The sequence below is a fragment of the Klebsiella sp. A-Nf5 genome (assembly GCF_002810545.1).
GTDB classification, from domain to species: domain Bacteria; phylum Pseudomonadota; class Gammaproteobacteria; order Enterobacterales; family Enterobacteriaceae; genus Klebsiella; species Klebsiella variicola.
In genome coordinates this window covers 1-23,682 of the sequence record NZ_PIOG01000075.1, presented here as the reverse complement: position 1 = coordinate 23,682, position 23,682 = coordinate 1, and the positions used below count along the sequence as shown (strand labels likewise).

The 23,682-nt window shown below is 60.0% G+C and carries 22 protein-coding genes and 1 pseudogene; 10 read left to right on the top strand and 13 right to left on the bottom strand.

What is annotated here, in order from left to right; genetic code table 11:
- The coding region (locus CWM53_RS08415; RefSeq protein WP_100750754.1) for a LysR family transcriptional regulator at positions 1-708 on the bottom strand (708 nt) is incomplete at its 3' end.
- Positions 709-813: 105 nt separating this feature from the next.
- Between CWM53_RS08415 and CWM53_RS08410 the strand changes: the two genes are divergently transcribed.
- The 3 genes from CWM53_RS08410 to nepI all read left to right on the top strand — a co-directional run bounded on the left by CWM53_RS08410 (position 814) and on the right by nepI (position 3,317).
- A complete protein-coding gene (locus CWM53_RS08410; protein ID WP_074385321.1) occupies positions 814-1,266 on the top strand; it encodes a DUF1198 family protein in 453 nt (150 codons plus the stop codon).
- Between the two features lie 102 nt (positions 1,267-1,368).
- Positions 1,369-1,893 carry a polyketide cyclase gene (locus CWM53_RS08405; protein ID WP_061152902.1) on the top strand — a complete coding sequence of 175 codons (525 nt, stop codon included), beginning with the start codon at positions 1,369-1,371 and terminating at the stop codon, positions 1,891-1,893.
- A 230-nt stretch (positions 1,894-2,123) separates the two neighbouring features.
- On the top strand, positions 2,124-3,317 hold the full coding sequence (nepI, locus tag CWM53_RS08400; RefSeq protein WP_100730496.1) for a purine ribonucleoside efflux pump NepI: 1,194 nt from the start codon (positions 2,124-2,126) through the stop codon (positions 3,315-3,317).
- Between the two features lie 214 nt (positions 3,318-3,531).
- Here the strand turns inward: nepI and CWM53_RS08395 are convergent, their stop codons facing one another.
- The 4 genes from CWM53_RS08395 to CWM53_RS08380 form a co-directional block, all read right to left on the bottom strand.
- Positions 3,532-4,911: a carbohydrate porin gene (locus CWM53_RS08395; RefSeq protein WP_049018644.1), complete on the bottom strand. Its 1,380-nt coding sequence runs from the start codon at positions 4,909-4,911 to the stop codon at positions 3,532-3,534.
- A gap of 144 nt (positions 4,912-5,055) precedes the next feature.
- Positions 5,056-5,358, bottom strand: a complete 303-nt coding sequence (locus CWM53_RS08390; RefSeq protein WP_004205145.1) for a PTS lactose/cellobiose transporter subunit IIA — start codon at positions 5,356-5,358, stop codon at positions 5,056-5,058.
- Between the two features lie 97 nt (positions 5,359-5,455).
- Positions 5,456-6,778, bottom strand: a complete 1,323-nt coding sequence (locus tag CWM53_RS08385; RefSeq protein WP_100729704.1) for a PTS sugar transporter subunit IIC — start codon at positions 6,776-6,778, stop codon at positions 5,456-5,458.
- Positions 6,779-6,789: 11 nt separating this feature from the next.
- A complete protein-coding gene (locus CWM53_RS08380) occupies positions 6,790-7,104 on the bottom strand; it encodes a PTS sugar transporter subunit IIB (RefSeq protein ID WP_004145041.1) in 315 nt (104 codons plus the stop codon).
- A 293-nt stretch (positions 7,105-7,397) separates the two neighbouring features.
- Here CWM53_RS08380 and CWM53_RS08375 point away from each other — a divergent pair, with 293 nt between their 5' ends.
- The 3 genes from CWM53_RS08375 (at position 7,398) to CWM53_RS08365 (ending at position 11,197) form a co-directional block, all read left to right on the top strand.
- Complete coding sequence (locus tag CWM53_RS08375) at positions 7,398-8,339, top strand: LacI family DNA-binding transcriptional regulator (protein ID WP_020324162.1); 942 nt, start codon at positions 7,398-7,400, stop codon at positions 8,337-8,339.
- Between the two features lie 211 nt (positions 8,340-8,550).
- Positions 8,551-9,921, top strand: coding sequence for an MFS transporter (locus tag CWM53_RS08370; protein ID WP_100676452.1), 1,371 nt, complete (start codon positions 8,551-8,553; stop codon positions 9,919-9,921).
- Positions 9,922-9,934: 13 nt separating this feature from the next.
- Entirely contained in the window at positions 9,935-11,197 is a 1,263-nt protein-coding gene (locus CWM53_RS08365; protein ID WP_100630941.1) for a gallate dioxygenase, read from the top strand.
- Here the strand turns inward: CWM53_RS08365 and CWM53_RS08360 are convergent.
- Positions 11,194-12,420 (bottom strand): LysR family transcriptional regulator, encoded by a 1,227-nt coding sequence (locus tag CWM53_RS08360; protein WP_074386904.1) that lies wholly within the window; start codon positions 12,418-12,420, stop codon positions 11,194-11,196. The genes CWM53_RS08365 and CWM53_RS08360 overlap by 4 nt on opposite strands.
- A 127-nt stretch (positions 12,421-12,547) precedes the next feature.
- On the opposite strand from CWM53_RS08360, the gene galB reads away from it, so the two are divergent.
- The 4 genes from galB to CWM53_RS08340 are packed head-to-tail and all read left to right on the top strand — an operon-like array spanning position 12,548 to position 15,950.
- Positions 12,548-13,288 carry a 4-oxalmesaconate hydratase gene (gene galB / locus CWM53_RS08355; RefSeq protein ID WP_008806774.1) on the top strand — a complete coding sequence of 247 codons (741 nt, stop codon included), beginning with the start codon at positions 12,548-12,550 and terminating at the stop codon, positions 13,286-13,288.
- Positions 13,285-13,998: a 4-carboxy-4-hydroxy-2-oxoadipate aldolase/oxaloacetate decarboxylase gene (locus tag CWM53_RS08350; RefSeq protein WP_032731516.1), complete on the top strand. Its 714-nt coding sequence runs from the start codon at positions 13,285-13,287 to the stop codon at positions 13,996-13,998. The genes galB and CWM53_RS08350 overlap by 4 nt, the downstream gene beginning before the upstream one ends.
- A complete protein-coding gene (locus CWM53_RS08345; protein ID WP_074386905.1) occupies positions 13,999-15,084 on the top strand; it encodes a 4-oxalomesaconate tautomerase in 1,086 nt (361 codons plus the stop codon). It begins immediately after the preceding gene.
- Between the two features lie 2 nt (positions 15,085-15,086).
- Entirely contained in the window at positions 15,087-15,950 is an 864-nt protein-coding gene (locus CWM53_RS08340; protein WP_100676454.1) for an NAD(P)-dependent oxidoreductase, read from the top strand.
- A gap of 3 nt (positions 15,951-15,953) precedes the next feature.
- Here CWM53_RS08340 and CWM53_RS08335 read toward each other — a convergent pair whose 3' ends face one another.
- The 7 genes and pseudogenes from CWM53_RS08335 to eefB form a co-directional block, all read right to left on the bottom strand.
- Complete coding sequence (locus CWM53_RS08335) at positions 15,954-16,244, bottom strand: YicS family protein (RefSeq protein WP_100729705.1); 291 nt, start codon at positions 16,242-16,244, stop codon at positions 15,954-15,956.
- A gap of 106 nt (positions 16,245-16,350) precedes the next feature.
- Complete coding sequence (locus tag CWM53_RS08330; RefSeq protein WP_002923118.1) at positions 16,351-17,253, bottom strand: DMT family transporter; 903 nt, start codon at positions 17,251-17,253, stop codon at positions 16,351-16,353.
- 155 nt (positions 17,254-17,408) lie between these two features.
- Positions 17,409-18,839: a PTS N-acetylmuramic acid transporter subunit IIBC gene (gene murP / locus CWM53_RS08325; protein WP_074386907.1), complete on the bottom strand. Its 1,431-nt coding sequence runs from the start codon at positions 18,837-18,839 to the stop codon at positions 17,409-17,411.
- A gap of 24 nt (positions 18,840-18,863) precedes the next feature.
- Entirely contained in the window at positions 18,864-19,766 is a 903-nt protein-coding gene (gene murQ, locus CWM53_RS08320) for an N-acetylmuramic acid 6-phosphate etherase (RefSeq protein WP_074386908.1), read from the bottom strand.
- A gap of 162 nt (positions 19,767-19,928) precedes the next feature.
- Positions 19,929-21,092, bottom strand: a complete 1,164-nt coding sequence (locus CWM53_RS08315) for a multidrug effflux MFS transporter (protein WP_100676455.1) — start codon at positions 21,090-21,092, stop codon at positions 19,929-19,931.
- Between the two features lie 45 nt (positions 21,093-21,137).
- Entirely contained in the window at positions 21,138-22,502 is a 1,365-nt protein-coding gene (gene eefC, locus CWM53_RS08310) for a multidrug efflux RND transporter outer membrane subunit EefC (protein WP_100729706.1), read from the bottom strand.
- A 3-nt stretch (positions 22,503-22,505) separates the two neighbouring features.
- Positions 22,506-23,682, bottom strand: a pseudogene (gene eefB / locus CWM53_RS08305) (multidrug efflux RND transporter permease subunit EefB); the annotation flags it as partial.

Sequence of the window (23,682 nt, the reverse complement as noted above, 5' to 3'; positions counted from 1 at the left end):
TTCCGGCAACACCAGGAAACTGCTCACCGACAATCCCACCCGCCGGGTTCGACCAAGTGCCGCCAGCGCGTCGTCGGTCACGCCGCGAAAGCTATCGCCCTGCCATGAAACCAGCACATGTTCCAGCGCACAGAAGCGGTCGAGCGTCAGCGGCTGGCTGGCCTGCGGATGGTCTTCGCGCATCAGACAGACATAGTCTTCCTGATACAGCGCCCGGCTGTGCAACGCCGGCGGCGTATCGTGGGGCGTCAATAGCGCAATATCCACTTCACCACGTTCGGACTGTGCCAGCAGCGTGGCCGGTGATTCGGGAATGATGCGCACGCGGATACCCGGCGCCAGTGGCTTCAGCGCGGCGATAAATGGCACGATCACTGCTTTCAACGCATAATCCGTCGCGGCGATGGTCCAGGTAAAATTGGCTTCCAGCGGCTCGAAGATGGCAGGTTGCAGCAGGGTTTCAGCATCGATCAGCAGCTGCTTTACCGGAGCCGCCAGCGCCTGAGCGCGCAGCGTCGGCACCATACCGTGCGGGGCGCGGATAAACAGCGGGTCATTAAAGGCGTCGCGCAGGCGAGTGAGCATGCCGCTGACCGCCGGCTGGGTGAGCGCCAGCCGCGCTGCCGCCCGGGTGACGCTGCGTTCATCGAGCAGCGCATCCAGTGCTTTCAGCAGGTTGAGATCGAGGTTTCTGATATCAGATTTCATGATAGCCATCCGCAAACGCGATAAGTCACATTATGGTATGCCCGGTAGTCGACAGCAGGCAAATTCCCATTATGATAGTGAGGCTGCGATTGGATGAGAGGATGCATGATCTGGATAGGACTGGCCACCCTGGTAGTGGTATTTGTTGTGGGATTTCGGGTGCTTACCTCTGATTCACGCCGCGCGATCCGTCGCCTGAGCGAACGCCTTGGCATTACGCCTGTTCCGCTGGAATCGATGATCGATCAGCTGGGAAAAACCGCCGGTAATGAGTATTTGCGCTACCTGGAGCGGCCGAATGAAGCGCATCTGCAGAACGCCGCACAGGTACTGCTGATCTGGCAGACCGCTATCGTCGATGCCAGCGAAAAAAACCTGCATTACTGGTATCGCCTGATGCAAAAAGCGCGTTTAGCGGCGCCGATTACCGACGCGCAAATTCGTCTTGCGCAAGGGTTTCTGCGAGAGCTGGATCCGGATGTGAGCGATTTGCATAATCTGCAGCAGCGCTATAACGCGCTATTCCTGCCGGAAGACGGCGTGCACTGGTTGCACTGATATCACTGCTGCTTATGAGTATTATCAAGGATGGTGATTCGATTTATATCACTCTCCCGCGCATGATTAACCTCGTTAAAACAATCGTTCACGAGGTTAATCATGAAACAGCCCCTGCTGCAAAGCGCCATCGTCTGGCCGGAAGCGTATCTGCCGGGCACCACCGACAATTTTGCCTCTAATGAAATTATCGTCAGCGGCCTGACGGCAGCTCAGATATGGGCGCAGCTCGATGACACCACGCTGTGGCCGGGCTATTACAGCAACGTTGCCGATATCCATTTCCATGACGGTAGCGGCCCGACCCTCAGCGCCAACGCCCGCTTCCGCTTCAGCACCTTCGGCTTCCCGATTGAGGCGCAGATTACAGAGTATGTACCTCCCGCTGCCGGGCAGGCGGCGCGCGTAGCCTGGCACGGCTGGGCGGAAGGGGATGCAACGACGCGTCTTGATGTGATCCACGCGTGGCTATTTGAAGATTTGCCCGGCGGGCGCGTACGTATCCTCACCCAGGAGTCGCAAAAAGGCGTTCCGGCGCAGGAGCTGGCGCGTACCTTGCCCAATCCGATGATTAACGGTCACCAGGAATGGATCTGCGGGCTGGTGAAATCGGCTCGCGGCGAGTAAATCCGAGTGCCGGATGGCGGCTGCGCCTTATCCGGCCTACGGTTTCCGCACTCGTCCCTTGTAGGCCGGATAAGCGTAAGCGCCATCCGGCAGAATGACGAAGGCTATATTCTCAGGCTATCCCTTTGTATCATGCCGTGAAAAGCGATGAGAGTTGTGAAAACGTTAAATACGTCACATACAAAATGTTACACTGCGCGGCTTTCAGCCACTTTCTTCGCAGGTCACTCATGAGTCATTCAAATGAAGCCAAACCCCACGCACGCGAGCTGGCGCGGCCAAACTGGTCGGCGGTTTTCGCGGTTGCGTTCTGTGTCGCCTGCCTGATTACCGTCGAGTTTCTGCCGGTCAGCCTGCTGACGCCGATGGCGCTGGATTTAGGCATCTCCGAAGGGATGGCCGGGCAGTCGGTGACGACCACGGCCTTTGTGGCCATGTTCTCCAGCCTGTTTATCACCTCCGTCATTGGCAAAACCGATCGCCGCTACGTCGTTATTTTGTTTTCGCTGCTGCTGACCCTTTCCTGCCTGCTGGTATCGTTTGCCGATAGCTTCACCTTGCTGCTGCTGGGGCGCGCCTGTCTGGGCCTGGCACTCGGCGGTTTCTGGGCGATGTCGGCCTCGCTGACCATGCGGCTGGTGCCGATGCGCGTGGTGCCGAAAGCGCTATCGATTATCTTCGGCGCGGTATCAATCGCGCTGGTGATCGCCGCCCCGCTGGGCAGTTTTTTGGGCGGGATCATCGGCTGGCGCAACGTCTTTAACGGCGCGGCGGTGATGGGGGTGCTGTGTACGATCTGGGTGCTGAAAGCGCTGCCGTCGCTGCCCGGTGAATCGGCGGCTCAACAGCAAAATATGTTTGGCCTGCTGAAACGCCCGGGGGTGATGGCCGGGATGTGCGCCATTTTCATGGCCTTTGCCGGACAGTTTGCCTTCTTTACCTATATTCGCCCGGTTTTCATGACGCTCGCCGGGTTTGACGTCGACGGCCTGACGCTGGTGCTGCTGAGCTTTGGTATCGCCAGCTTTATCGGTACCTCGCTTTCGTCGGTGCTTCTCAAGCGTTCGGTGAAAGCGGCGCTGGCGATTGCGCCGCTGGTGCTGACCGCCTGCGCGGTGGCGCTGGTACTGTGGGGAGAAAGCAAAGTCGTCGCCTCGACGGTAGCGATTATCTGGGGCTTTGCGTTTGCGCTGATCCCGGTGGGGTGGTCAACGTGGATCACCCGTTCGCTCTCCGATCAGGCGGAAAAAGCCGGGTCGATTCAGGTGGCGGTGATCCAGCTGGCCAACACCTGCGGCGCCGCGGTCGGCGGCATTGCGCTTGACCACTTAGGGCTGCTGTCGCCGCTGGTGTTGTCAGGGGTATTGATGCTGTTTACCGGCCTGCTGGTGGCGGCCAAAGTGAAGGTGAATTCACCCGCTTAAGGCCGCTCGCCTTTTGCCAGCCGGCACAACTGAGGTTACGGCGCCTGACCGCCCGGCGGCGCTGTTGCTTGCCGGGCCTACGGGGAATCCCGCAGGAAGGAACGTAAGCCGGATAAGGCATGTATGCCGCCATCCGGCATAAATGGAGCGCACCAGTCGTAGCCCGGCTAAGCGTAGCGCCAGCCGGGAACGCGCCTTCGACAACGTTATCGCATCAGAACCACGCCTCAAACATTCCACCGACGTTCAGCGAATCCAGCTGCTGGTCCTGGGTACCGTTAACCTTCGCGGTGTGCTCGTTGTCCACCTGACCGCCGGTCACGTAGAAGCGCAGCATCGGACGGAACTCCGGCCCCATGCCGATGGCGATGTTCTGCGACAGCGTCAGCTTCCAGCCGTGGTTATCCCCGCCCTGGTCGTAATCCACGCGCTGGTAGCCCGCTTCCAGCCAGGTGGAGTGCACGTCGTTCCAGAAGTACATCGGTCGTACGATGGCGCCGTAGTTTTTACGGTTGTCGGTATTGTCCTTGCCGTTGTCGTAGTCGTGGAAGGCCAGCAGGTATTCGATCTGCGCCTGCTGGGTGAACTTATGGCTGCCCTCGAAGCTGGCGTAGACCGTGGTCAGGTCGTCGGTTTTGTTGTAGACGCTGTTATCCGAGTTGTCGGAGTAGCGCAGGATCACCTTGTTCACCCCGCTGTCGTTGGTGTGGCTCAGCACCAGGCCGCCCTGCCAGGCTTCGAGGCGCGCGTCGCTGTCCACCGCCTTCGAGTCAAAGCCGTAGTTGGCGTACACCTCGACGTCGATCGGCCCGGCCTTGATGTTGTGGGTTTTGGTGGTCAGCGCGTAGTGGCCGTTGTCGCCGGTATCGGAGCTGCCGGTACAGGTGATACGCGACGGGTTGGTCTCGTCGGCCATCACTTCCGGGCTACAGGATTTCACCTGCGAGACCGTCGCCACGTCAAACTGCACGCCGCCGATATCAAAGTTTTTCACCCCGGCGCCCTGACCATCGTGGTTCATCCAGAAGTAGTCGTTGATCCCCTGTTGCGGACGCTGATGGAAGTCACGCCCGGCCCAGATATAGGCGTTGGGGTTGGAGTCGAGGACGTTGGTGACGCCGACGTAGGCCTTCTTCAGGTTAACCTCGTCGCTCCAGTGGTCGAACATCACGTTGAGATCCCAGATAGCCCCCTGCGCGCTTTTGAAGGCCTTGCTGATCTGGAATTCGCCGCCGTTGCTTTCGTTGCCGAGACGGCCGATCGCCGAGGCGCCGTTATAGGAGCCGTCGACGCCGACATATTTCTGGTCGCCGGTCTGGAAGTGGGCGCCATAGCGGGCATAGCCGCTGAACTTGAGGCCGAACGGAATGGCCATATCCGGCGAGGCAGCGGTGGTCTGCGGGTTGGTGATCACATCGACCTTTTTGTTGGCCGCGGCGTCGATTTTCGCCTGGCGGTCGGCCAGCGCTTTATCAACGGCTTTGGCAACGATGGCGTCGATCTGTTCCTGCGTAAATTCTTGCGCCATGACAGAAATTGGGCACAGCGCGGCGACAACCGCCATGGCTAAAGGCAGTTTTTTCACAGTATTCATGGTTATCTCGCTTTAATAATTAATATATGTCAGATAATAACCATCCCATTCTGGCTAAAATAAATAACCAAAATAAGCTGATTTGTTTTTTAGGGTACAGCGACGCCGGAGAATCATATTCTCGCTGACGTTATTCCATATTAATTAACGCTGGTACAGATGGATTAATTCTTCTGAGAACTCGCGAGCCAGCAGCGAGTTCATCAGATGATCCTGGGCATGTACCATAATCAGCGTCATGGGTTGACGCGCTTCACCGGCATCCTGCTCGATGAGCTGGGTCTGCATCTGATGCGCCCGGCGGGCGTAGCCGTCGGCCTCATTTAAGAGTAAGCGCGCTTCGTCGATATTTCCGGTTCGGGCCGCATGCAGCGCTTCAAAACATAATGAGCGTGACTGTCCCGCATTCACGATAATTTCCATTACCGCATCTTCTAATTCAATCATGTGTATTCCTGAGGTATTTATTATTTAATAATGCAGTGAAAGTCCTTTTTCTGCATTATTACGCTGTCATCTTATTATCGCTCCAGGCGGAGAGGTATTAGCTAACGGTTCCTGCCACCGGAACGCTATTTTTGGCTTTCTCAACTTCGGTTTTCATTAAGGAACGTTCATAGGCGCGCAGGAACGGCAGGTAAATGACCGCCGACATCACCATGCAGATGAGGCACATCACCACCGGACTCAGGGTCCAGTTAGCCGCCCACGACGCGCCAATCGGTGCCGGCGTGGTCCACGGCGTCAGCGACACCACCTGGCTCAGCCAGCCAAGACGCGTCGCGCCGTAAGCCAGCACCGCGTTGACCATCGGCACGCAGACGAAGGGGATAAACATCATCGGGTTCATGATGATCGGTGCCCCGAACAGAATCGGCTCGTTGATATTAAAGAAGCTCGGCACAATGCCCATCTTGCCGATGGTGCGCAGATGAGTGGCCCGGCTACGCAGCAGCAGGAAAGCCAGCGGCAGGGTCGAACCGACGCCGCCAATCAGCAGATAGTGATCCCAGAAGCCCTGCAGATAGACGTGCGGCAGCACCGTGCCCGCCGCCAGTGCCGCCTGGTTTGCCGACAGGTTGGCCATCCAGAACGGGTTCATAATGCCGGTGACAATCAGCGAGCCGTGGATCCCGGCGAACCAGAAAATCTGGCACATCAGAACAGAGAGCAAAATCGCCGGCAGCGAGTCGGAGGCGGAAACCAGTGGCTCCAGCAGATGCATGATCGCCTGCGGCAGGATCATCCCGGTCTGCGCTTCGATAAACAGGTTCAGCGGATGCAGAGTCGCAATGACCACCAGCACCGGGATCAGGATTTCAAACGAACGGGCGACGCCGGTGGGGACCTCTTTCGGCAGACGAATAGTAATGTTGTTTTGCTTCAGCCAGGCGTAAACGCGGGTGGAGTAGATGGCGGTGATCAGCGCGGTGAAAATGCCCTGACCGGACAGATACTGAGTGGAAATTTTGCCATCGGCATAGGGCGCGGCGACCAGCAGGAAGGCCATAAACGCCAGCAGACCGGACATCACCGGATCGAGCTGAAACTGCCGACCGAGGCTGGCGCCAATGCCGACCGAGATAAAGAAGGTCATTACGCCCATGCTGAGGTTAAACGGCAGCATCAGCTGTTCGCGGTAGTGCTGGGAGAAATCAAGCCAGCCGCGGGCAAAGCCGTTGGTGGTATCGGGTGAAAACGGCGGAAAGATAAATACCAGCATGAAAGAGCCGATGATCATAAACGGCAAAGCGGCAGTGAAGCCATCGCGGATAGCGATAACGTATTTCTGCTGCCCAAGGCGTCCTGCCAGCGGAGTAATAGATTGCTCGATCACGGCAATCATGGACTGATACAGAGAACTCATTTCAACACCTCTCAGTGCGCCGCTGGGATCAGCGACAGAGCATAATTCAGGACGTTGTCTCCCCGCTGCATGCCATAGTCCATCGTATCGATGGGCTGAACGGGAATGTTCAGGGAAGCCGCTTTGTCAGACAGGGTTTTCAACATGTATTTCACCTGGGGGCCAAGCAACACCACCTGATACTGCGGAAACTGCATGTCAAATTCGGAAACACCATAGGCATCAATCTGCACCGGCAGATCACGTTCATTCGCCGCCTCCACCATCTTTCTGACCAGCAGACTGGTGGACATCCCGGCAGAGCAGCACAGCATAATCTTGTACATCGACGACCATCCTCAAAATGTAAAAAGTTATTGCGTGGATGATTTGATATCAGACGGAAACCGGTTTCCATTCATAAAAAGCAGAACTGTGATAGTGGTCAAGATCTCCTGCTTATGGGGCGGATTTATTGGATTTCGCTCACATTATTCTGTCGATTTGGCGATGTTTTGCGCTGAAATGGAAAATCGGTTTCCAAACAAATGACGAAATGGATATACTGCGCTGGTCACAATTGAAGCGATTCAGGTTTACAGGATTTTGGCGGGACGCGGCGCCCGCGCAGGGGAAAATGATGTCGACAATCAATGATGTTTCACGACTTGCCGGGGTTTCCAAAGCCACGGTGTCGCGAGTGTTGAGCGGCTCACGTGGCGTGAAGGAAGCCAGTCGTCAGGCGGTGCTGCAGGCGGCGGAAGCGCTCAATTACCGGCCAAACATGATAGCCCAGTCGTTGCTCAGCCAGTCCACCGGCTGTATCGGCGTCATCTGCGCCCAGGACAACATCAACCAAACCACCAGCTATCTCTACGCCCTGGAAAAACAGCTCAGCCAGCACCAGAAGCACCTGCTGCTGCGCTTCGCCAACACCAGCAACGGCGTGATGAACTCGCTGGAGGAGTTGACCTGCGGGCTGTGCGATAACGTGCTGATCATCGGCGCGCGTTTTCCCCTGAATATTAACCGCCCGGACGTGGTGCTGGTGGACTGCCTCGACAGCGAGGGCGACAACAGCATTCAGTTCGATCATGCTTTCGCTGCCGAAACCGCCTGTCATTATCTGATTAGCCAGGGGAGACGGCAGATTGCGCTGATTCATCCGCAGAGCAGCGGCTTTGCCGACCAGGTGCTGCTGGGCTACAAGCACGCGCTGGAAAAAAACTTTTTGCCGTTTAATCGCAACCTGGTGTTTCTGGATAACACCTCGCCGTCGGTGGCGGTGCAGGAGCTGGTCAATAACGCCACGACGCTGAACTTTAACGCGCTGCTGGTGAGCGATGAACAGCAGGCGCAGCGCGTGGTGCCGCAGCTGCAGGCGTTTAACCGCGCCGTTCCGCAAAATGTGATGGTGTTTAGCCTCGCCGGATCGTTACAGCTGCCCGGTATCCCCACCATTCCGGCCATTGAATATTCCATGGACGCGATGGCGTCGCGGATCGTCAACTGGCTGACCGAGAAAACGGACAACCCGGGCGGCAGCCCGCTGCGCGGCGATTTAATTATTCCGAAGCACTGAACGCCGCTCTTGCCCTGACCCGCCGCCGTTGGCTGCGGGTTTTTTGCTGGCTGGTTTTTGTCGTATTCCTCACATTATAAATAAAACTCATATCTGACGCCGGGTTTTCGAACCGGACAGTCTGCGTGACCTGCCTTAAGTTGAGTACGAAAGTTCCACTCAAAAAAACCTAACCAGAACATTCGTACCGCCTGCTTAAGGAAGTGACCCTATGAATCACATGAACGTTGTCGATGTGAAAGCGTGGATAGATGCCCGTCCGGTCTCGCGCTTTCAATGGAACGTGCTGCTGCTCTGTTTCATCATCATTATGCTGGATGGGTATGACGCTGCGGTGATGGGCTTTGTCGCCCCGGCGCTCATCGAGGACTGGGGCATCAGCCGGGCTGAAATGGGGCCGATACTCGGGGCGGCCATGTTCGGCGTCGCCATTGGCGCCCTGGTGGCGGGCCCGCTTTCTGACCGCTACGGCCGAAAACGTATTTTACTCTGGTCGGTGGCGCTGTTTGCGCTGTTCAGCCTGGCCGGCGCCGTGGCGCAAAGCCCATCACAGCTGGCGCTGATGCGTTTTCTTACTGGCCTTGGCCTTGGCGCGGTGATGCCCAACTGCGTCACGCTGGTGGCGGAATATATGCCGGAGCGGCGTAAAGGGGTGATGATCACCCTGATGTACAGCGGTTTTAACGTGGGCTCTGGCCTCGGCGGCTTTATCGCCGCCGGGTTGTTATCGCATTACAGCTGGCACTCGGCGCTGATTTTTGGCGGCGTGCTGCCGCTCGTGGTGCTCCCCTTTATGATCGTGATGTTGCCGGAGTCGGCGATGAACATGGTGGCGCGCCGACTACCGGGCGAGCAGATCGCCAGGGCGCTTAACCGGCTTGGGGGCCAGTTTACGGCGGAAACCGTTTTTCAGTTAAATGCGCCGCCCATCACGCGGAGCAGCAAAGTGGCGCAGCTGTTTCGGCATGGCTATGCCCGCGGCACGATAGCGCTGTGGCTGACCTATTTTATGGGGCTGTTCGTGATATATCTGCTGAACGGCTGGCTGCCAACCATTCTCCGCTCCGGCGGGCTGTCGCTGCAGCAGGCGGCGATGATGACCGGCTTGTTCCAGCTCGGCGGCCCGCTGGGCGGGATCCTTGTCGGTATGCTGATGGATCGTGCTTCGGCGAAAGCCGTGATTGCGGCAACCTATTTCCTCGGCTGCCTGTGCCTGTTGTCCCAGGGGTTGATGGATTTCGGATCGGCGGCGCTGTCGGTGCTGATTTTTATCAGCGGGATGTGCATTAACGGCGCGCAGAACGGTCTGCAGGCCTATTCGCCAGCCTATTATCAAACCGAGATCCGTGCTACCGGAGTCAGCTGGATGCATGGTATCGGCCGTACCGGGGCTATTCTCAGCTCCACGCTGGGTGGGATGCTGATGCTGGCTGTGCCGGGACACTCGTCGATCTTTTTGGTGCTTGGGCTGCCGGCCTGCCTGGCGGGGATCTGTATTTTGTTGCACCGTATGAATCACGCTAAGCCTCGACTCACAGAGGCAGAACTGAACGCTTTGTCATCCCCCCTGGAACACCGATAAGTGGAGTTATCTGATGGCTAACATTCTCGGCGGTATCGCCGTCTCTCATACCCCGACTATCGGCTTCGCGGTCGATCATCATAAACAGCTGGACCCGGCGTGGTCGCCGATCTTCCAGAGCTTCGAACCGCTGCAGCGCTGGCTGGAGGAAAAAAAGCCGGATGCGCTGGTGTACATCTTTAATGACCATGTGACCGCCTTTTTCTTCGATCACTATTCGACTTTTACGCTGGGAATCGATAGTCAATATGACGTTGCCGATGAAGGGGGCGGACCACGCTGTCTGCCGCCGGTCCAGGGCAATGCGGCGCTCTCAAGGCACATTGGCGCCAGCCTGATGGCCGATGAGTTTGATATGTCGTTCTTTATGGATAAAAAGCTCGACCACGGCCTTTTCTCGCCGCTTTCGGCGCTATTGCCCTGGGATGAAGCGCAGGGGTGGCCGACGGCGGTGATCCCGTTACAGATCGGCGTGCTGCAATTTCCGGTACCGAGCGCGCGCCGTTGTTACAAACTCGGCCAGGCGCTGCGCCGGGCAATTGAAAGCTTCCCGGAAGATATCAATGTGGCGATTGTCGCGACCGGCGGGCTCTCGCATCAGGTTCATGGCGAGCGCTGCGGATTTAATAATCCCGACTGGGATGCCCAGTTTGTTGACATGCTGGTTAATGACCCGGAAAAGCTCACCGAAATGACCCTTGGCGAATATGCTGAGCTGGGGGGGATGGAGGGGTCCGAAGTGATCATGTGGCTGGTGATGCGCGGCGCGCTATCAGCCAATGTCACCGAAACCTGGCGCGACTATTACCTGCCGTCGATGACCGGTATCGCCACGCTGATCCTTGAGAACAATGCGCGCCTGCCCCCCGTCGATACCCTGACGCGCCATCGCCAGCATATGGCGCAGCAGCTGGCCGGGGTGGAGAAACTGCCGGGAACCTATCCTTTTACCCACGAGCGCAGCCTGAATGGCTTGCGGCTTAACCGTTTCCTGCATCGGCTGATTGAGCCTGCCTGGCGCGAACGTTTTCTGCAGTCGCCTCAGTCGCTTTATGCCGAAGCCGGACTGAGTGAGGAGGAACAGCAGTTGCTCAACGCACGCGACTGGCGGGGATTGATTCAGTATGGCGCCAGTTTCTTCCTGCTGGAGAAAATGGGCGCGGTGGTCGGTGTATCCAACCTGCATATTTATGCCGCGATGCGCGGGCAGACGCTGGAGGCGTTTCAGCAAACGCGCAACCAACAGGTAACCTATTCGGTGGCGGGTAAACGTTAAACGGTCCCGTCTTGAACTTGCTGATAGATAAAACGCAACAGCGCCTGCGTCGCCGGGGAGGGCAGGCTGCCGGCGCGAAACGTCAGCCCGATACGCCGGGTGGTATCGGGCAGGGGGACCGGCAACACGCTGAGCAGCCCATTGTCAGTTTCAAAACGCATCTGGCTGGCGGAGACCGCCGCCAGCATGTCGGAGTCCTGCAGCAATCCTCTCACCATCGCCGCATCCCCGGTCTCCACCCTCGGCTGGGGCAGCGGCAGCCCCAGGGTGATAAACGCCTTATCCAGCAAATGGCGCGCCGGCGCGTTGGCGCGCGGCAGCACCCATTGTGCGGTCGCCAGCTGGCTGCGCGGATCCGGATGGCGCAGCAGCGGGTGGTTATTACGCAGTAAAATCAACATATCCTCTTCGAATAACGCTTCGCTACAGAGGTCCGGGAGATCTTCATCCTGGCGCAGGGCGCCGATAATAAAATCGATATTACCTGCCCGCATATCGGCGACCAGCGACTCATACGGGCTTTCATTGGTCATGAGGGTAATGCCCGGGTGCTGGGCCAGAAAGGCGGCGATGGCGGAGGGCAGTAGCCGGGTCCGGCTCAGCGGCAGGGCGCCAATGCGCACGGTGCCCTCCAGCACCCCGCGACGGGCGGCGAGATCGCTCCAGATGTTTTCCAGCTCGTTGAGCGCTCTGCTTACCGGGGGATAGAGTAGCTCCGCGGCGGGCGTGGGGCGCACCCCTTCTGGCGTCCGGCGAAATAGCGCCGAATCCGCCCCTTTCTCCAGGACCTTCAACGCGGCGCTGACCGCCGGCTGAGTGATCCCCAACTGTTGCGCGACGGTTTGGGTATGGTTGACGTGATAGAGCTGAATAAAAATGGCTAACCGGCGGGTATTGAACAGCCAGCCGGCGTCCGCCAGCGGGCCGCTGCTGCGGGTATGGTGCTTCTGCATCAGCGCCGGGATGGCCTGCAGGTCGTCAATCGCCCGCCGGGCGCGCGGCAGGATGCACTTGCCATACTCGGTGGGCACCATGCCGCTGTAATGGCGTTCGAACAGCGTGACGTTCAACGCGGCTTCAAGGTCGCGGATCGCCCGGGTTATCGCTGACTGCGTGCGGAATAAGTCATCGGCCGCACGCGAGACGCTGCCGCGCAGCGCGACCTGACAGAAAAAGCGCAGCTGCATGATATTTATGATTTTATCGTGCTTTTTCTTCAGCATGGTTCGTCAGGCCTGAAACAGTGAGTGAGTCGACAACATAAATAAAAATCATAGCCTTCGCAAGTTAACGAATTACCTCCCTGCGACGGGACATGACAAGCTGAAAAAAACAACAGAGGAAGCCATCATGTCTCATCCGGTTAGCGAAAAAAGTGCCCTTGTCGTCAGCGCCCACTCGGCCGATTTCGTCTGGCGCGCGGGCGGTGCGATAGCGCTGCATGCCCTGCAGGGCTATCAGGTCCATGTGGTCTGTTTATCCTTTGGCGAGCGCGGCGAGTCCGCCAAACTGTGGCGCAAAGGCAACATGACCGAGGAGGCGGTGAAGCAGGTGCGTCGCGAAGAGGCGCAGGCCGCCGCTGAGATCCTGGGCGCCAGCGTCGAATTCTTTGATATCGGCGACTATCCGCTGCGCGCCGATAAAGAGACGCTATTTCGTCTGGCGGATGTGTATCGCCGTATCCAGCCCCACTTTGTCCTGACGCACTCCCTGCACGATCCCTATAACTACGATCATCCGCTGGCCTCCCATCTGGCGCAGGAAGCACGGATTATCGCTCAGGCAGAGGGCTATCGCCCTGGTGAGAAAATTGTCGCTGCTCCCCCGGTTTACTGTTTCGAACCGCACCAGCCGGAGCAATGCAACTGGAAACCCGATGTGTTACTGGACATCACCGCCGTCTGGGAGAAAAAGTATCAGGCCATTCAGTGCATGCAGGGTCAGGAGCATCTGTGGGAATACTACACCCGCGTGGCGCTGCAGCGCGGGGTGCAGGCCAAGCGCAATATCGGCATCACGGCCGCGCGCGATATCGTTCACGGCGAAGCCTTCCAAAGCATCTTCCCCCGCGTAACGGAGAACCTGGCATGAACCTGTTAAATAAAAAAGGCCTTGTGATCCGCCATCTGCCGCGCCATGACGAGGCGGTTTTGCGCCGCTGTGAGGCGGCCGGGGTGGCGACGCTCCATGAAGCCTGGGAGCGCCAGGGGCTGATGGGGCCGGCAATCCGTCCGATTCAGCAGGGCGTCAGCCGGGCGGGCAACGCGGTAACCGTGCTGGTGACGCCAGGCGACAACTGGATGTTTCATGTCGCGGTCGAGCAGTGCCGCGCCGGCGATATTCTGGTGGTGGCCCCGACGTCGCCGTGCGGCGATGGCTTCTTCGGCGATCTGCTGGCGACGTCTCTCCAATCGCGCGGCGTGGTCGGTCTGGTGGGCGATATCGGCATTCGTGATTCGCAGACTTTGCGGGAGATGGGATTCGCCGTCTGGTCCCGTCAGGTTTATGCCCAGGGAACGGTGAAAGAGAGCCTCGGTTCGGTTAACGTCCCGGTGATTTGCGCAGGTCAGCTTGTGCAGCCGGGCGATGTCGTAGTGGCCGACGACGATGGCGTCGTGGTGCTGCCTCACGCGCAGGTCCGTGATGTGCTCGATAAAGCGGAAGCCCGCATGAGCAATGAGCTTGCGAAGCGTGAGCGGATGCGCCATGGCGAGCTGGGGCTGGATATTTACGCGATGCGCCCGCGTCTGGCGGAAAAGGGGCTGCGGTATTACGACCGCGCAGATGAGGTGGAGGAATAAATGGCGCAACGCGGAATCCCCTGTCTATGGATGCGCGGCGGCACCTCGAAGGCAGCCTGTTTTCTGGCTGACGATCTGCCTGCCGATCCGGTGCAACGTGATGCGGTGCTGCTGGCGGTGATGGGCTCGCCTGATCCCCGGCAAATTGACGGGATCGGCGGCGCCGATCCGCTGACCAGTAAAGTGGCGATTATCCGCCGCTCCGCACGGCCTGACGCCGATGTGGACTATCTGTTTGCCCAGGTGAACGTGGCGGCGGCCACCGTGGATTACGGCCAAAACTGCGGCAATATTCTTGCCGCCGTTGGCCCTTTCGCCATCGAGCGTGGTCTGGTTCGCCACGATGCGCCGCTCACTCGGGTGCGTATTTATATGGAGAACACGGGGCAACTGGCGGTGGCAGAGATCCCGTGCGATGCCGACGGGGTCGACTACGTCGGCGAGAGTCGTATCGATGGCGTGCCGGGCAGCGCCAGCCCGATCCTGCTCCATTTTCTTGATGTGGCGGGCTCCAGCTGCGGGGCGCTGCTGCCGACCGGCCGGGTTCGTGACCGTTTTGACGGCGTTGAGGTGACCTGCATCGATAACGGTATGCCGGTGATCCTGCTGCGCGCTTGCGACCTCGGTTGCACCGGCTATGAGACGCGCGAACAGCTGGATAATGACGATGCGCTTAAACGTCGCCTGGAGTCGATTCGCCTGCAGGCCGGGCCGCTGATGCAGCTTGGCGACGTCAGCCAGCGCACGGTGCCCAAGATGACCCTGATCGCCGAACCACGACACGGCGGCGCCATCAGCAGCCGCACCTTTATCCCGCACCGCTGCCACGCGTCAATCGGCGTGTTTGGCGCGGTGAGCGTGGCCAGCGCCTGTCTGCTTCCTGGATCCGTCGCGCAGGGTATGGCGCAAGTGACGTCAGGCCCTACGCCGCTGCTCAGCGTTGAGCATCCGACAGGCGAATTTAGCGTAACGCTTCAGCTTGACGCTGACGGTGCGTTAGCAGGCTGCGGTCTGTTACGCACGGCGCGACTGCTGTTTGCTGGCGAGGTTTTTATTCCGGCCCGCGTCTGGCCGCGTGAGGAGTGATGATGACGATCGCGTTTATTGGTTTTGGCGAGGCGGGTGGCATTCTGGCGGCGGATCTGGCCCGTGAGAATACGGTGACCATGTGGGATTGCAAGCTCAATGGCCCGGCGCGAGAGGCGATGGGCAAAAAAGCCTGTGACTCGCGTGTTCAGGTGGGAAGTTCGCTGGCGAAGGCGCTGGAGAGCGCCACGCTGGTTTTTTCTACTGTGACCGCGGGTGAGGCGCTAAAGGTGGCGCAGCAGGCCGCCGCGCTGCTGCAGCCGGGGCAATACTTCCTCGATCTCAACTCCGTGGCGCCGGAGACAAAACGGCAGGCCGCCGCTCATTTTCTGCCCGGCGCCTACATTGATGTCGCGGTGATGGCGCCGGTACCGCCCGCCCGATTGCAGACACCGTTATTGATCGGCGGGCCGCAGGCGGAGGCGATCGCGCCGCGTCTGCAGGGGCTGGGGCTGAATGCCCGCTATGGCGCCAGTACGGTGGGCCAGGTGTCGGCGATAAAAATGTGCCGCAGCGTGATGATCAAGGGGCTTGAAGCGCTCACCACAGAATGCCTGTTCGCGGCCCGTGAATACGGTGTCGAGGAGGAGGTGCTTAGCTCCTTGCATCATAGTTTCCCCTCTCTGGGCTGGACGGGAGCGTTTCCCGACTATCTGATCAGCCGGGTGGCGGAACATGGCATTCGGCGCAGCGAAGAGATGGAAGAGGTGGTGAAAACCCTGCGTGATGTGGGGAGCGCCGGGATAATGAGCGAGGCGATCGCGAAAAGCCAGCGCCAGTTGCCGGAGCAGATGGCCGCCCGTAGCCTGAGCTACAGGCAGCTGACGCCGTTTGACTGGAAAACGCTGGTCGCCAGCCTGAAATAACCGCTATTTGGCCGGACAGACGATTTTGTCGATCGCGGCCTGGTAGCTTTTCTGGTTATTGCGCTCTTTCGCCAGCGTTGCTTCGCGGACCGCGTTCTTGTTACCGTCGGTCGCCAGCACTTTATTGGCAAAATCGTTATCGCTGAGGTGGCTTGCTGGCGCGCATTTTTCCTTCACCGCTTTGAGCACCAGCTGTTTTTGCTGTTCGAACTGCAGGCTTTGCAGCGGTGAATCGGCCCACGCCGACGTGGCGCTCAGGGCAGTGACCAGGCATACCATCCAACATGCTTTCATCAGGCTTCTCCTTCCGTAATCGCTTCCGTCAACTATATGCGCAGGCGCGAAAACACGCAAATAGTGGTCAGTTTAACTTATTGAAAATGCAATTTTTATCGCCTGCTCAGGCGGCTCTCACCCGCCGCCGTGAGTCGATGGCGATCAGCACCACCGACGCGAGGATCAGCAGAGTGCCCAGCCAGTCCGGCAGCGTGAAGGTGATCCCCAGCAGCAGGAGCGACAGCAGGGCGCTGCTCAGCGGTTCGGCGCAGCTGAGGATCCCGGCCTTCGCGCCGCCAATTTTCTGCGCGCCGTTGAGATAAAGGCTGAAGGTCAGCGAGGTACCGATCACCACCAGATAGAAAAAAGCTAACAGCAGGCTGCCGTTAACCACAAAATCGGTGCCCTGGCCGCCGTAAAACGGCAACAGCATCGCGCCGCCGAACAGCATACTCCAGCCGACGATCGGCAGCGTCCCGTAGCGGGCAATCAGCGTCGAGGGGTAGGTGGTATAAAACGCGGCGGCAAACGCCGAGGCGATCCCCCAGAACAGCGCCGCCGGCGAAATCGACAGCGTCGTTGGGTTGCCGTGGGTCACCAGCAGAAAGGTGCCCGCCAGCGAGGTGCAGATAGCCCCCAGTACCAGCGGAGTGGGACGCGCTTTGCGGGCGAGGGCGAACCAGGCGACGATGATCGTCGGGGACAGGAACTGCAGCACCGTGGCCGTGGCGGCATTGGATTTTTCAATGGTCATCAGAAAGGTGAACTGCACGGTTAACGCGCCAAACAGCGAGAAAAACAGCAGGCTGAGGGCGTCGCGGCGGTTTTGCAGCACGCGGAAAATGCGGTCGCCGTGAACAAAGCCGAGCATCAGCAGGATCAGCCCGGCGAACAGCAGACGCGTCATGGTCAGAAACGGCGACGACATCTGGCTTTCCTGCATAATAAACTGCGCACACACCCCGGAACTGCCCCACAGCACGGCGGCAATCAGTACGTTCAGCATCCCTTTTTTGCTGGAGCCCATCTTTTCCTCAAGCGAAATATGACAAAGGGGAATCATAGCATGCGCGCGCCCGGGCGGCGGGGCAGGAAATGGTAGTCGGGCGCGGCGGCGGGTCCGGCAGACGTGCAGGCCCGGTAAGGCGAAGCCGCTACCGGGCACTACCCGACAGTCGCGTTCTAGCTTAAATCGACATTTTTACTGCCGAACAGCCAGGTGAGAACAAAGCCGCACAGGTAGGAGACCACCAGTCCACCGGCGTAGACCGCCATCCCGGCGTAAATTCCGCTGCCGGAGGTCATCAGCGGCAGCGCCACCAGCCCCGACGGGCCGAACACCGTGTTCAGGCCGACCGGCAGTCCCAGCCAGGCGATCAGTCCGACGAAGAAACCGCCGCAGGCGCCGCCGATACAGGCGGTGACAAACGGCTTCATCCGCGGCAGGGTGACGCCGTAGATCAGCGGCTCGCCAATCCCGAGGAAGCCCGGAATAATCGCCCCTTTAATCTGGGTTCGCAGCAGCGAATCGCGCTTCGCCCGCCAGAACAGCGCCAGTGCCGCCCCCACCTGCCCGGCCCCGGCCATCGCCAGGATCGGGAACAGCGAGTTGAAGCCCTGGGCGTCCACCAGCGCAAAATAGACCGGGACAAACCCCTGATGGACGCCAAACATCACCGCCAGCAGGAACAGGCCGGCCAGCACCGCCGAGCCAAACGGGTTGCCGTTAAGATGCAGGAACAGCCACGACATGCCGGTAAACAACCAGCCGCCAATCGGCATGATCACCGTAAAGGTCACCGCGCCCATGATCAGCAGGGTCACCGCCGAAGTCAGGATCATATCGAGGTTGGCGGGCATCACCCGCCGCACCTGACGCTCAACCCACGCGCCAAGGATAGCGGCGATCAATACGCCGATGATATTGCCGCGCGGGTCAATGCAGTGGCCGAAGAAGGTGGAAATGCCGGCGTAGAAGCCGCTGGTTGCCTCCGGGTTGTAGCCCAGCACGAACAGCGAGGCGATAATCGCGCCGTTCACGCCGGAGCCGCCGAACGCCTTCTGCGCGTTATAGCCAATCAGGATACTCAGGAAGGTGAACATCCCTTTGCTGAAGACCTTCATGTAGCCAATCAGCGCTACCAGACTGGCGTTCGGATGGGCGTTCTCCAGCACGAAGACCTGTTCCGCGAGGGTGGCGAAGCCCAGCAGCAGCCCGACGGCGATAAAGCCGGGGATCAGCGGCGTAAAGATGGTGGCGAATTTGGCGAGAAACTTCTGCACCGCGCTGGTCTGCTTGCCCTTCAGCGCCTGCTTTTTCTCTGCCGCGACGTCGGCCAGCGACGGCGCGGCGGGCGCCTCCTCCAGCAGGCCGTTCATCATCTCGGCGGCGGTTTGCGCCTTGCCGGGGCCGAGCACCACCTGGAACTGCTCGTCGCTGACGATCACCCCCATCACGCCGTCAATCTGGCGGATGGCGGCGCTGTCGGCCAGACTTTCATCGCGCAGGGTCAAGCGCAGGCGCGTCATGCAGTTGCCTGCCTGCGCGACGTTTGCGGCGCCGCCTGCGTGGGCGAGGATCCGCGCTATCATCTCTTTCGTTATTTTTGCCATTGCCCGTTACCTGTCTGTCGGCGCTCAGGTGTTGCTGAGCGCCTTACGGATATAGCCGTTGTTTTTCGCCAGCAGCGACTGCGCCGCTTCGGCGCTTAAGTCCGCCAGCACCATCACGATCGCCGTTTTACAATGGCGGCCGCAGGCCTCCAGCGCCTTCCGGGCAGTGGGACGATCGCAGTCGGTCGCCTCCATCACGATAGAGACCTGGCGCTCGATCAGCTTGGCGTTGGTCGCTTCGACGTCGACCATCAGGTTGCTGTACACCTTGCCGACGCGGATCATCGCCCCGGTGGAGATCATGTTCAGTACCAGCTTTTGCGCGGTACCGGCTTTCAGACGGGTAGAGCCAGTGACCACTTCCGGGCCGACCACCGGGGTGATCGCCACATCCGCCAGCTGGGCCATTTCGCCATGCGGGTTACAGCTGACGATGGCGACAAAGGCATTCTGACGATGGGCGTATTCCATGGCGCCAATGACGTACGGTGTGCGTCCGCTGGCCGCCAGTCCCACCAGCACATCGCGGTGGCTGAAGTTCAGGTTCTGCAGGTCCATTGCCCCCTGCGCTTTGTTGTCTTCCACGTTTTCCACGGCGCTGAGAATCGCTTTATGTCCGCCGGCGATGATCCCCACCACCTGCTCCGGGCGGGTGCCGAAGGTTGGCGGGCATTCGCTGGCATCGAGGATCCCCAGTCGGCCTGAGGTGCCAGCGCCGATATAAATCAAGCGGCCACCGGCCTGCAGCGCCGTCGCGACCTTATCCACCACCTCGGCAATCTGCGGCAGATAGGGCGTAATCGCCTGGGCTACCTGCTGGTCTTCCTGGTTTATCACCGTCAGCATGTCGAGGGTGGAGAGGGTGTCAATGTTGGCGCTGTTGGCGTTGCGTCGCTCGGTCAGCAGTTTGCTCAGGTCGATACTCATAGAAACCTCGTTATTCTCAGTGGCGCGCAGTATAAGGAATTATTTATTCCTTGCCTGTGAAGAGTATCACGATTAGTACGCGGAGAATAATACGAGAATGGTAGGTATGGCGGGAAATAGTGCGGTAATAAATCTGGAATATTTTATTACCGCACCTGGCGTTTAGCGCGCGCTGCGCGGTTTGCTGAGGCCCAACAGTAGCGCCAGCAGGTAGCAGATGGCCATCGCGAAGCTCATTTTCAGCATCGTTTCACCACCGAGGCCCGCCAGCGGCGCGGCGATGCCGCCGAAGACAAACATCAGGGTGCCCATCAGCGCGGACGCGGTCCCGGACTGCGCGGCGTCGACGGCGCTCATCGCCTCCGCGCCGGCGACGGTGCTGATGCCGCTCATCAACGACACGGTAAAGAACAGGCCGATCAGCGCCAGCACCGGCAGCTGCAGCCAGGCAAACAGCAGCATGATCGCCGCACAGCCCACCGCCAGCGTCAGGCCGCCGCGCAGCAGACTTTCGGCACTAAAGCGGCGCGCCAGGCGGGAAAAGATCATCGCCGCGATAATCAGCCCGATACCGTTCAGACCGAACAGCAGGCTGAACTGCATGGCGCTCATGCCGTATTCGCTCTGCATCACGAAGGAAGAGGAGCCGATGTAAGAGAACAGCCCAGCCATCATAAAGGCCTGAATCAGGCAGAAGCGCAGAAAGCGGCGATTTTTCAACACCGGCTGGCCGGGCTGTTGGCGGGCGGCATGCGTTGCTGTGGCCGGGCGCGTTTCCCGCAGGATCGTCAGGCTCATCACCAGCAGCACGCCGCCAATGGCGGCCATCGTCCAGAAGAGAATTCGCCAGTCGAAGGCGGTGATGACGTAGCCGCCCAGCACCGGGGACAGCACCGGCGCAATGCCGTTCACCGTCATCAGCAGGGCGAAAAACTGGGTCAGCAGGGTGCCCTGGTATTTATCGCGGGCGATGGATCGCGACAGCACCGAGCCGCCGGCACCGGCGAAGCCCTGTAAAAAACGCCAGACAATCAGCATGTTGATATCCCGGGTCAGGGCGCACATCACCGAAGCGAAGATAAATAGCAGCAGGGACAGCGCCAGCGGTTTCAGGCGGCCAATGCGGTCGCTCAGCGGGCCGAAAAACAGCTGACCCAGGCCGAGGCCAATCAGCGCGGCGGTCAGCGACAGCTGGGTCTGGGTGCTGGTGGCCTGCAGCTGCTGAGTGATCTCCGGCAGCGCCGGCAAATAAAAATCCGTGCACAGCGGGCCGATACCTGACAGCAGGCCGAGGATCAGCGCCCAGGAGAGGGAAACACGTGGCATAACGATTCCTTACAGAAGCCGGGCGCGGCCGCCCGGCGGGTGAAATTAACTGGCGCCGCCGCCCAGCGACTGCCAGAGGGTGATCCGGTTATTGAGGTCGGTCTGCTGCAGGGACAGCAACGTCGTCTTCGCCGACCACAGCGTGCGCTGAGCGGTGAGCACCGACAGATAATCGCCGACTCCGGCCTGATAGCTCTTCATGGCGATATCCAGCGATGTCTGCTCGGCGGCGACGTACTGCCGCTGGGCATCGAGCTCTTCGCTCAGCGTTTCCCGGCGCGCCAGCGCATCGGCAACGTCCTTAAAGGCGCTCTGAATCGATTTCTCGTAGGTGGCGATCAGCCCCTTTTTCTCTGCTTCCGCATAGCGTAGCTGCGCCAGGTTGCTGCCGCCGGTGAACAGCGGCAGGCTGATGGAGGGGGCGAACGACCATACCTGCATCCCGTGGCTGAACAGCGACGACAGTGAGTCGCTGCCGACCCCGGCGCTGGCGGTCAGGGAAATCGACGGGAAGAAGTTCGCCCGCGCCGCGCCGATATCGGCATTGGCGCTCTTCAGATTGTGCTCCGCTTCCTGAATATCCGGCCGGCGCAGCAGCACCGACGACGACACACCCGCCGGCACCAGCGCGATGCTGTTATCCCCCAGACTCTCGAGAGTACCGGGCAGCAGGCTCTCCGGCACGGTTTCCCCCGCCAGCAGGTTAATGGCGTTTTTATCCTGCGCCACCAGCGTGCGATAGCTGGCGACGCTGGCGCGGGCCTGCTGATAGACGCTTTCCGCCGAGCTTACATCGCCGGCGGAAGCGGTACCCACCGCCATCTGGCGGGCGACGATGTTGCGCGAGTTTGCTGCGCTGTCCATGGTCTGCTGCGCCAGCGCCAGATTGCTATTATCCGTCGCCAGCGTCACCCAGGCGGTGGTCAAATCGGCAATCATCGTCAGCCGGGTATTCTGCGCGGTGAATTCGCTGGCAAGCCAGGTTTCGCGCGCCGCGCGCGACAGGCTCTGGTTCTTGCCGAACAAGTCCAGTTCGAAGCTGGAGACCGCGCCGTCGGCCTGCGAAGTGGAGCTCAGGCCGCTGGCTACCGTTTTGCTGCGGGTATGGCTCAGCTCGGCATCGACGGTGGGAAACAGCGACGCCCGCGTCTCGCCGTACTGGGCGCGCGCGGCCTCGATATCGGCCAGCGCTTTTTGCACATCGCGGTTGCTGTTCAGCGCGAGACTGACCACTTTTTTCAGCCGCACGTCATTGACCACTTTCTGCCAGTCGCCGACCACCGCCGTCGATTCGCCGTGCGCCCCGGGCAGGGTGGCCGGCACCGGCGCGGCCGGGCGATCATAATGCGGGTCAAGCGAGACGCAGCCCGCGGTCAGGAGCGCGATACACACTACACTCAAACGAAACATACCTTACTCCTGAGAAGGACGTTGGCGGGTGAAGAGACGTTTCACCAGCACGAAGAACAGCGGTACGAAAAACACCGCCAGCAGGGTGGCCGTCAGGGTGCCGCCGATGATGCCGGTGCCGATCGCCACGCGGCTGTTGGCTCCGGCGCCGGTGGCGATGGCCAGCGGCAGTACCCCGGCGATAAACGCCAGCGAGGTCATGACAATCGGGCGCAGACGGGTCTGCGCGGCGCGGATCGCCGCCCGGGAGAGCGAATACCCCTCATCCACGGCGGATTCAGCGAACTCCACGATCAGGATGGCGTTTTTCGACGACAGGCCGATGGTGGTCAGCAGCGCCACCTGGAAGTAGACGTCGTTGCTTAAACCGCGCAGCGTCGCCGCCAGCGCCGCGCCGAGCAGGCCGAGCGGGATGACCATGATCACCGAGAACGGCACCGACCAGCTCTCATACAGCGCCGCCAGGCACAGGAACACCACCAGAATCGAGATGGCGTAGAGGCTCATCGCCTGGCCGCTGGCGAGCTTTTCCTGCAGCGAAATGCCGCTCCACGCCCAGGTGGAGCCCGCCGGCAGGCTGTCGGCCAGCTTTTCCATCTTGTCCATCGCCGCGCCGGAGCTGAAGCCGGCGGCGTTTTCGCCCTGGATCTCAAAGGCGGCGGAGCCGTTGTAGCGCACCAGGCTTTCCGGGCCGTATTGCCAGTGGGTGGTGGCGAAGGCGGAGAACGGCGTCATGCTGTTATCGCTGCCGCGAACGAACCATTTGCCGAGGTCCGACGGCACCGCGCGCGCGTCGCTTTCGCCCTGGATATAGACCTTTTTCACCCGGCCGCGATCGATAAAGTCATTCACGTAGGTACCGCCCCAGGCGCTGGAGAGCGTATCGGTTACATCGCTCAGCGACAGCCCCAGCGAGACGGCTTTGTTGTTATCGATATCCACCTGCAGCTGCGGCATCTGCGGCAGATCGTTAGCGCGCACCGACTGCAGCTCGCTGCTCTGGTTGGCCGCCGCCAGCAGCTGGCTGCGCAGCTTCATCAGGCTGTCGTGGTCGGTACCGCCGCTGGCCATCAGTTCGAAGGTGAAGCCGTTGCTCTGCCCGAGACCGTCTACCGACGGCGGGGTCATGGCGAACAGAGTGGCGTCGCGGATCGTCCCCAGCGCTTTGGTGGCCCGCAGG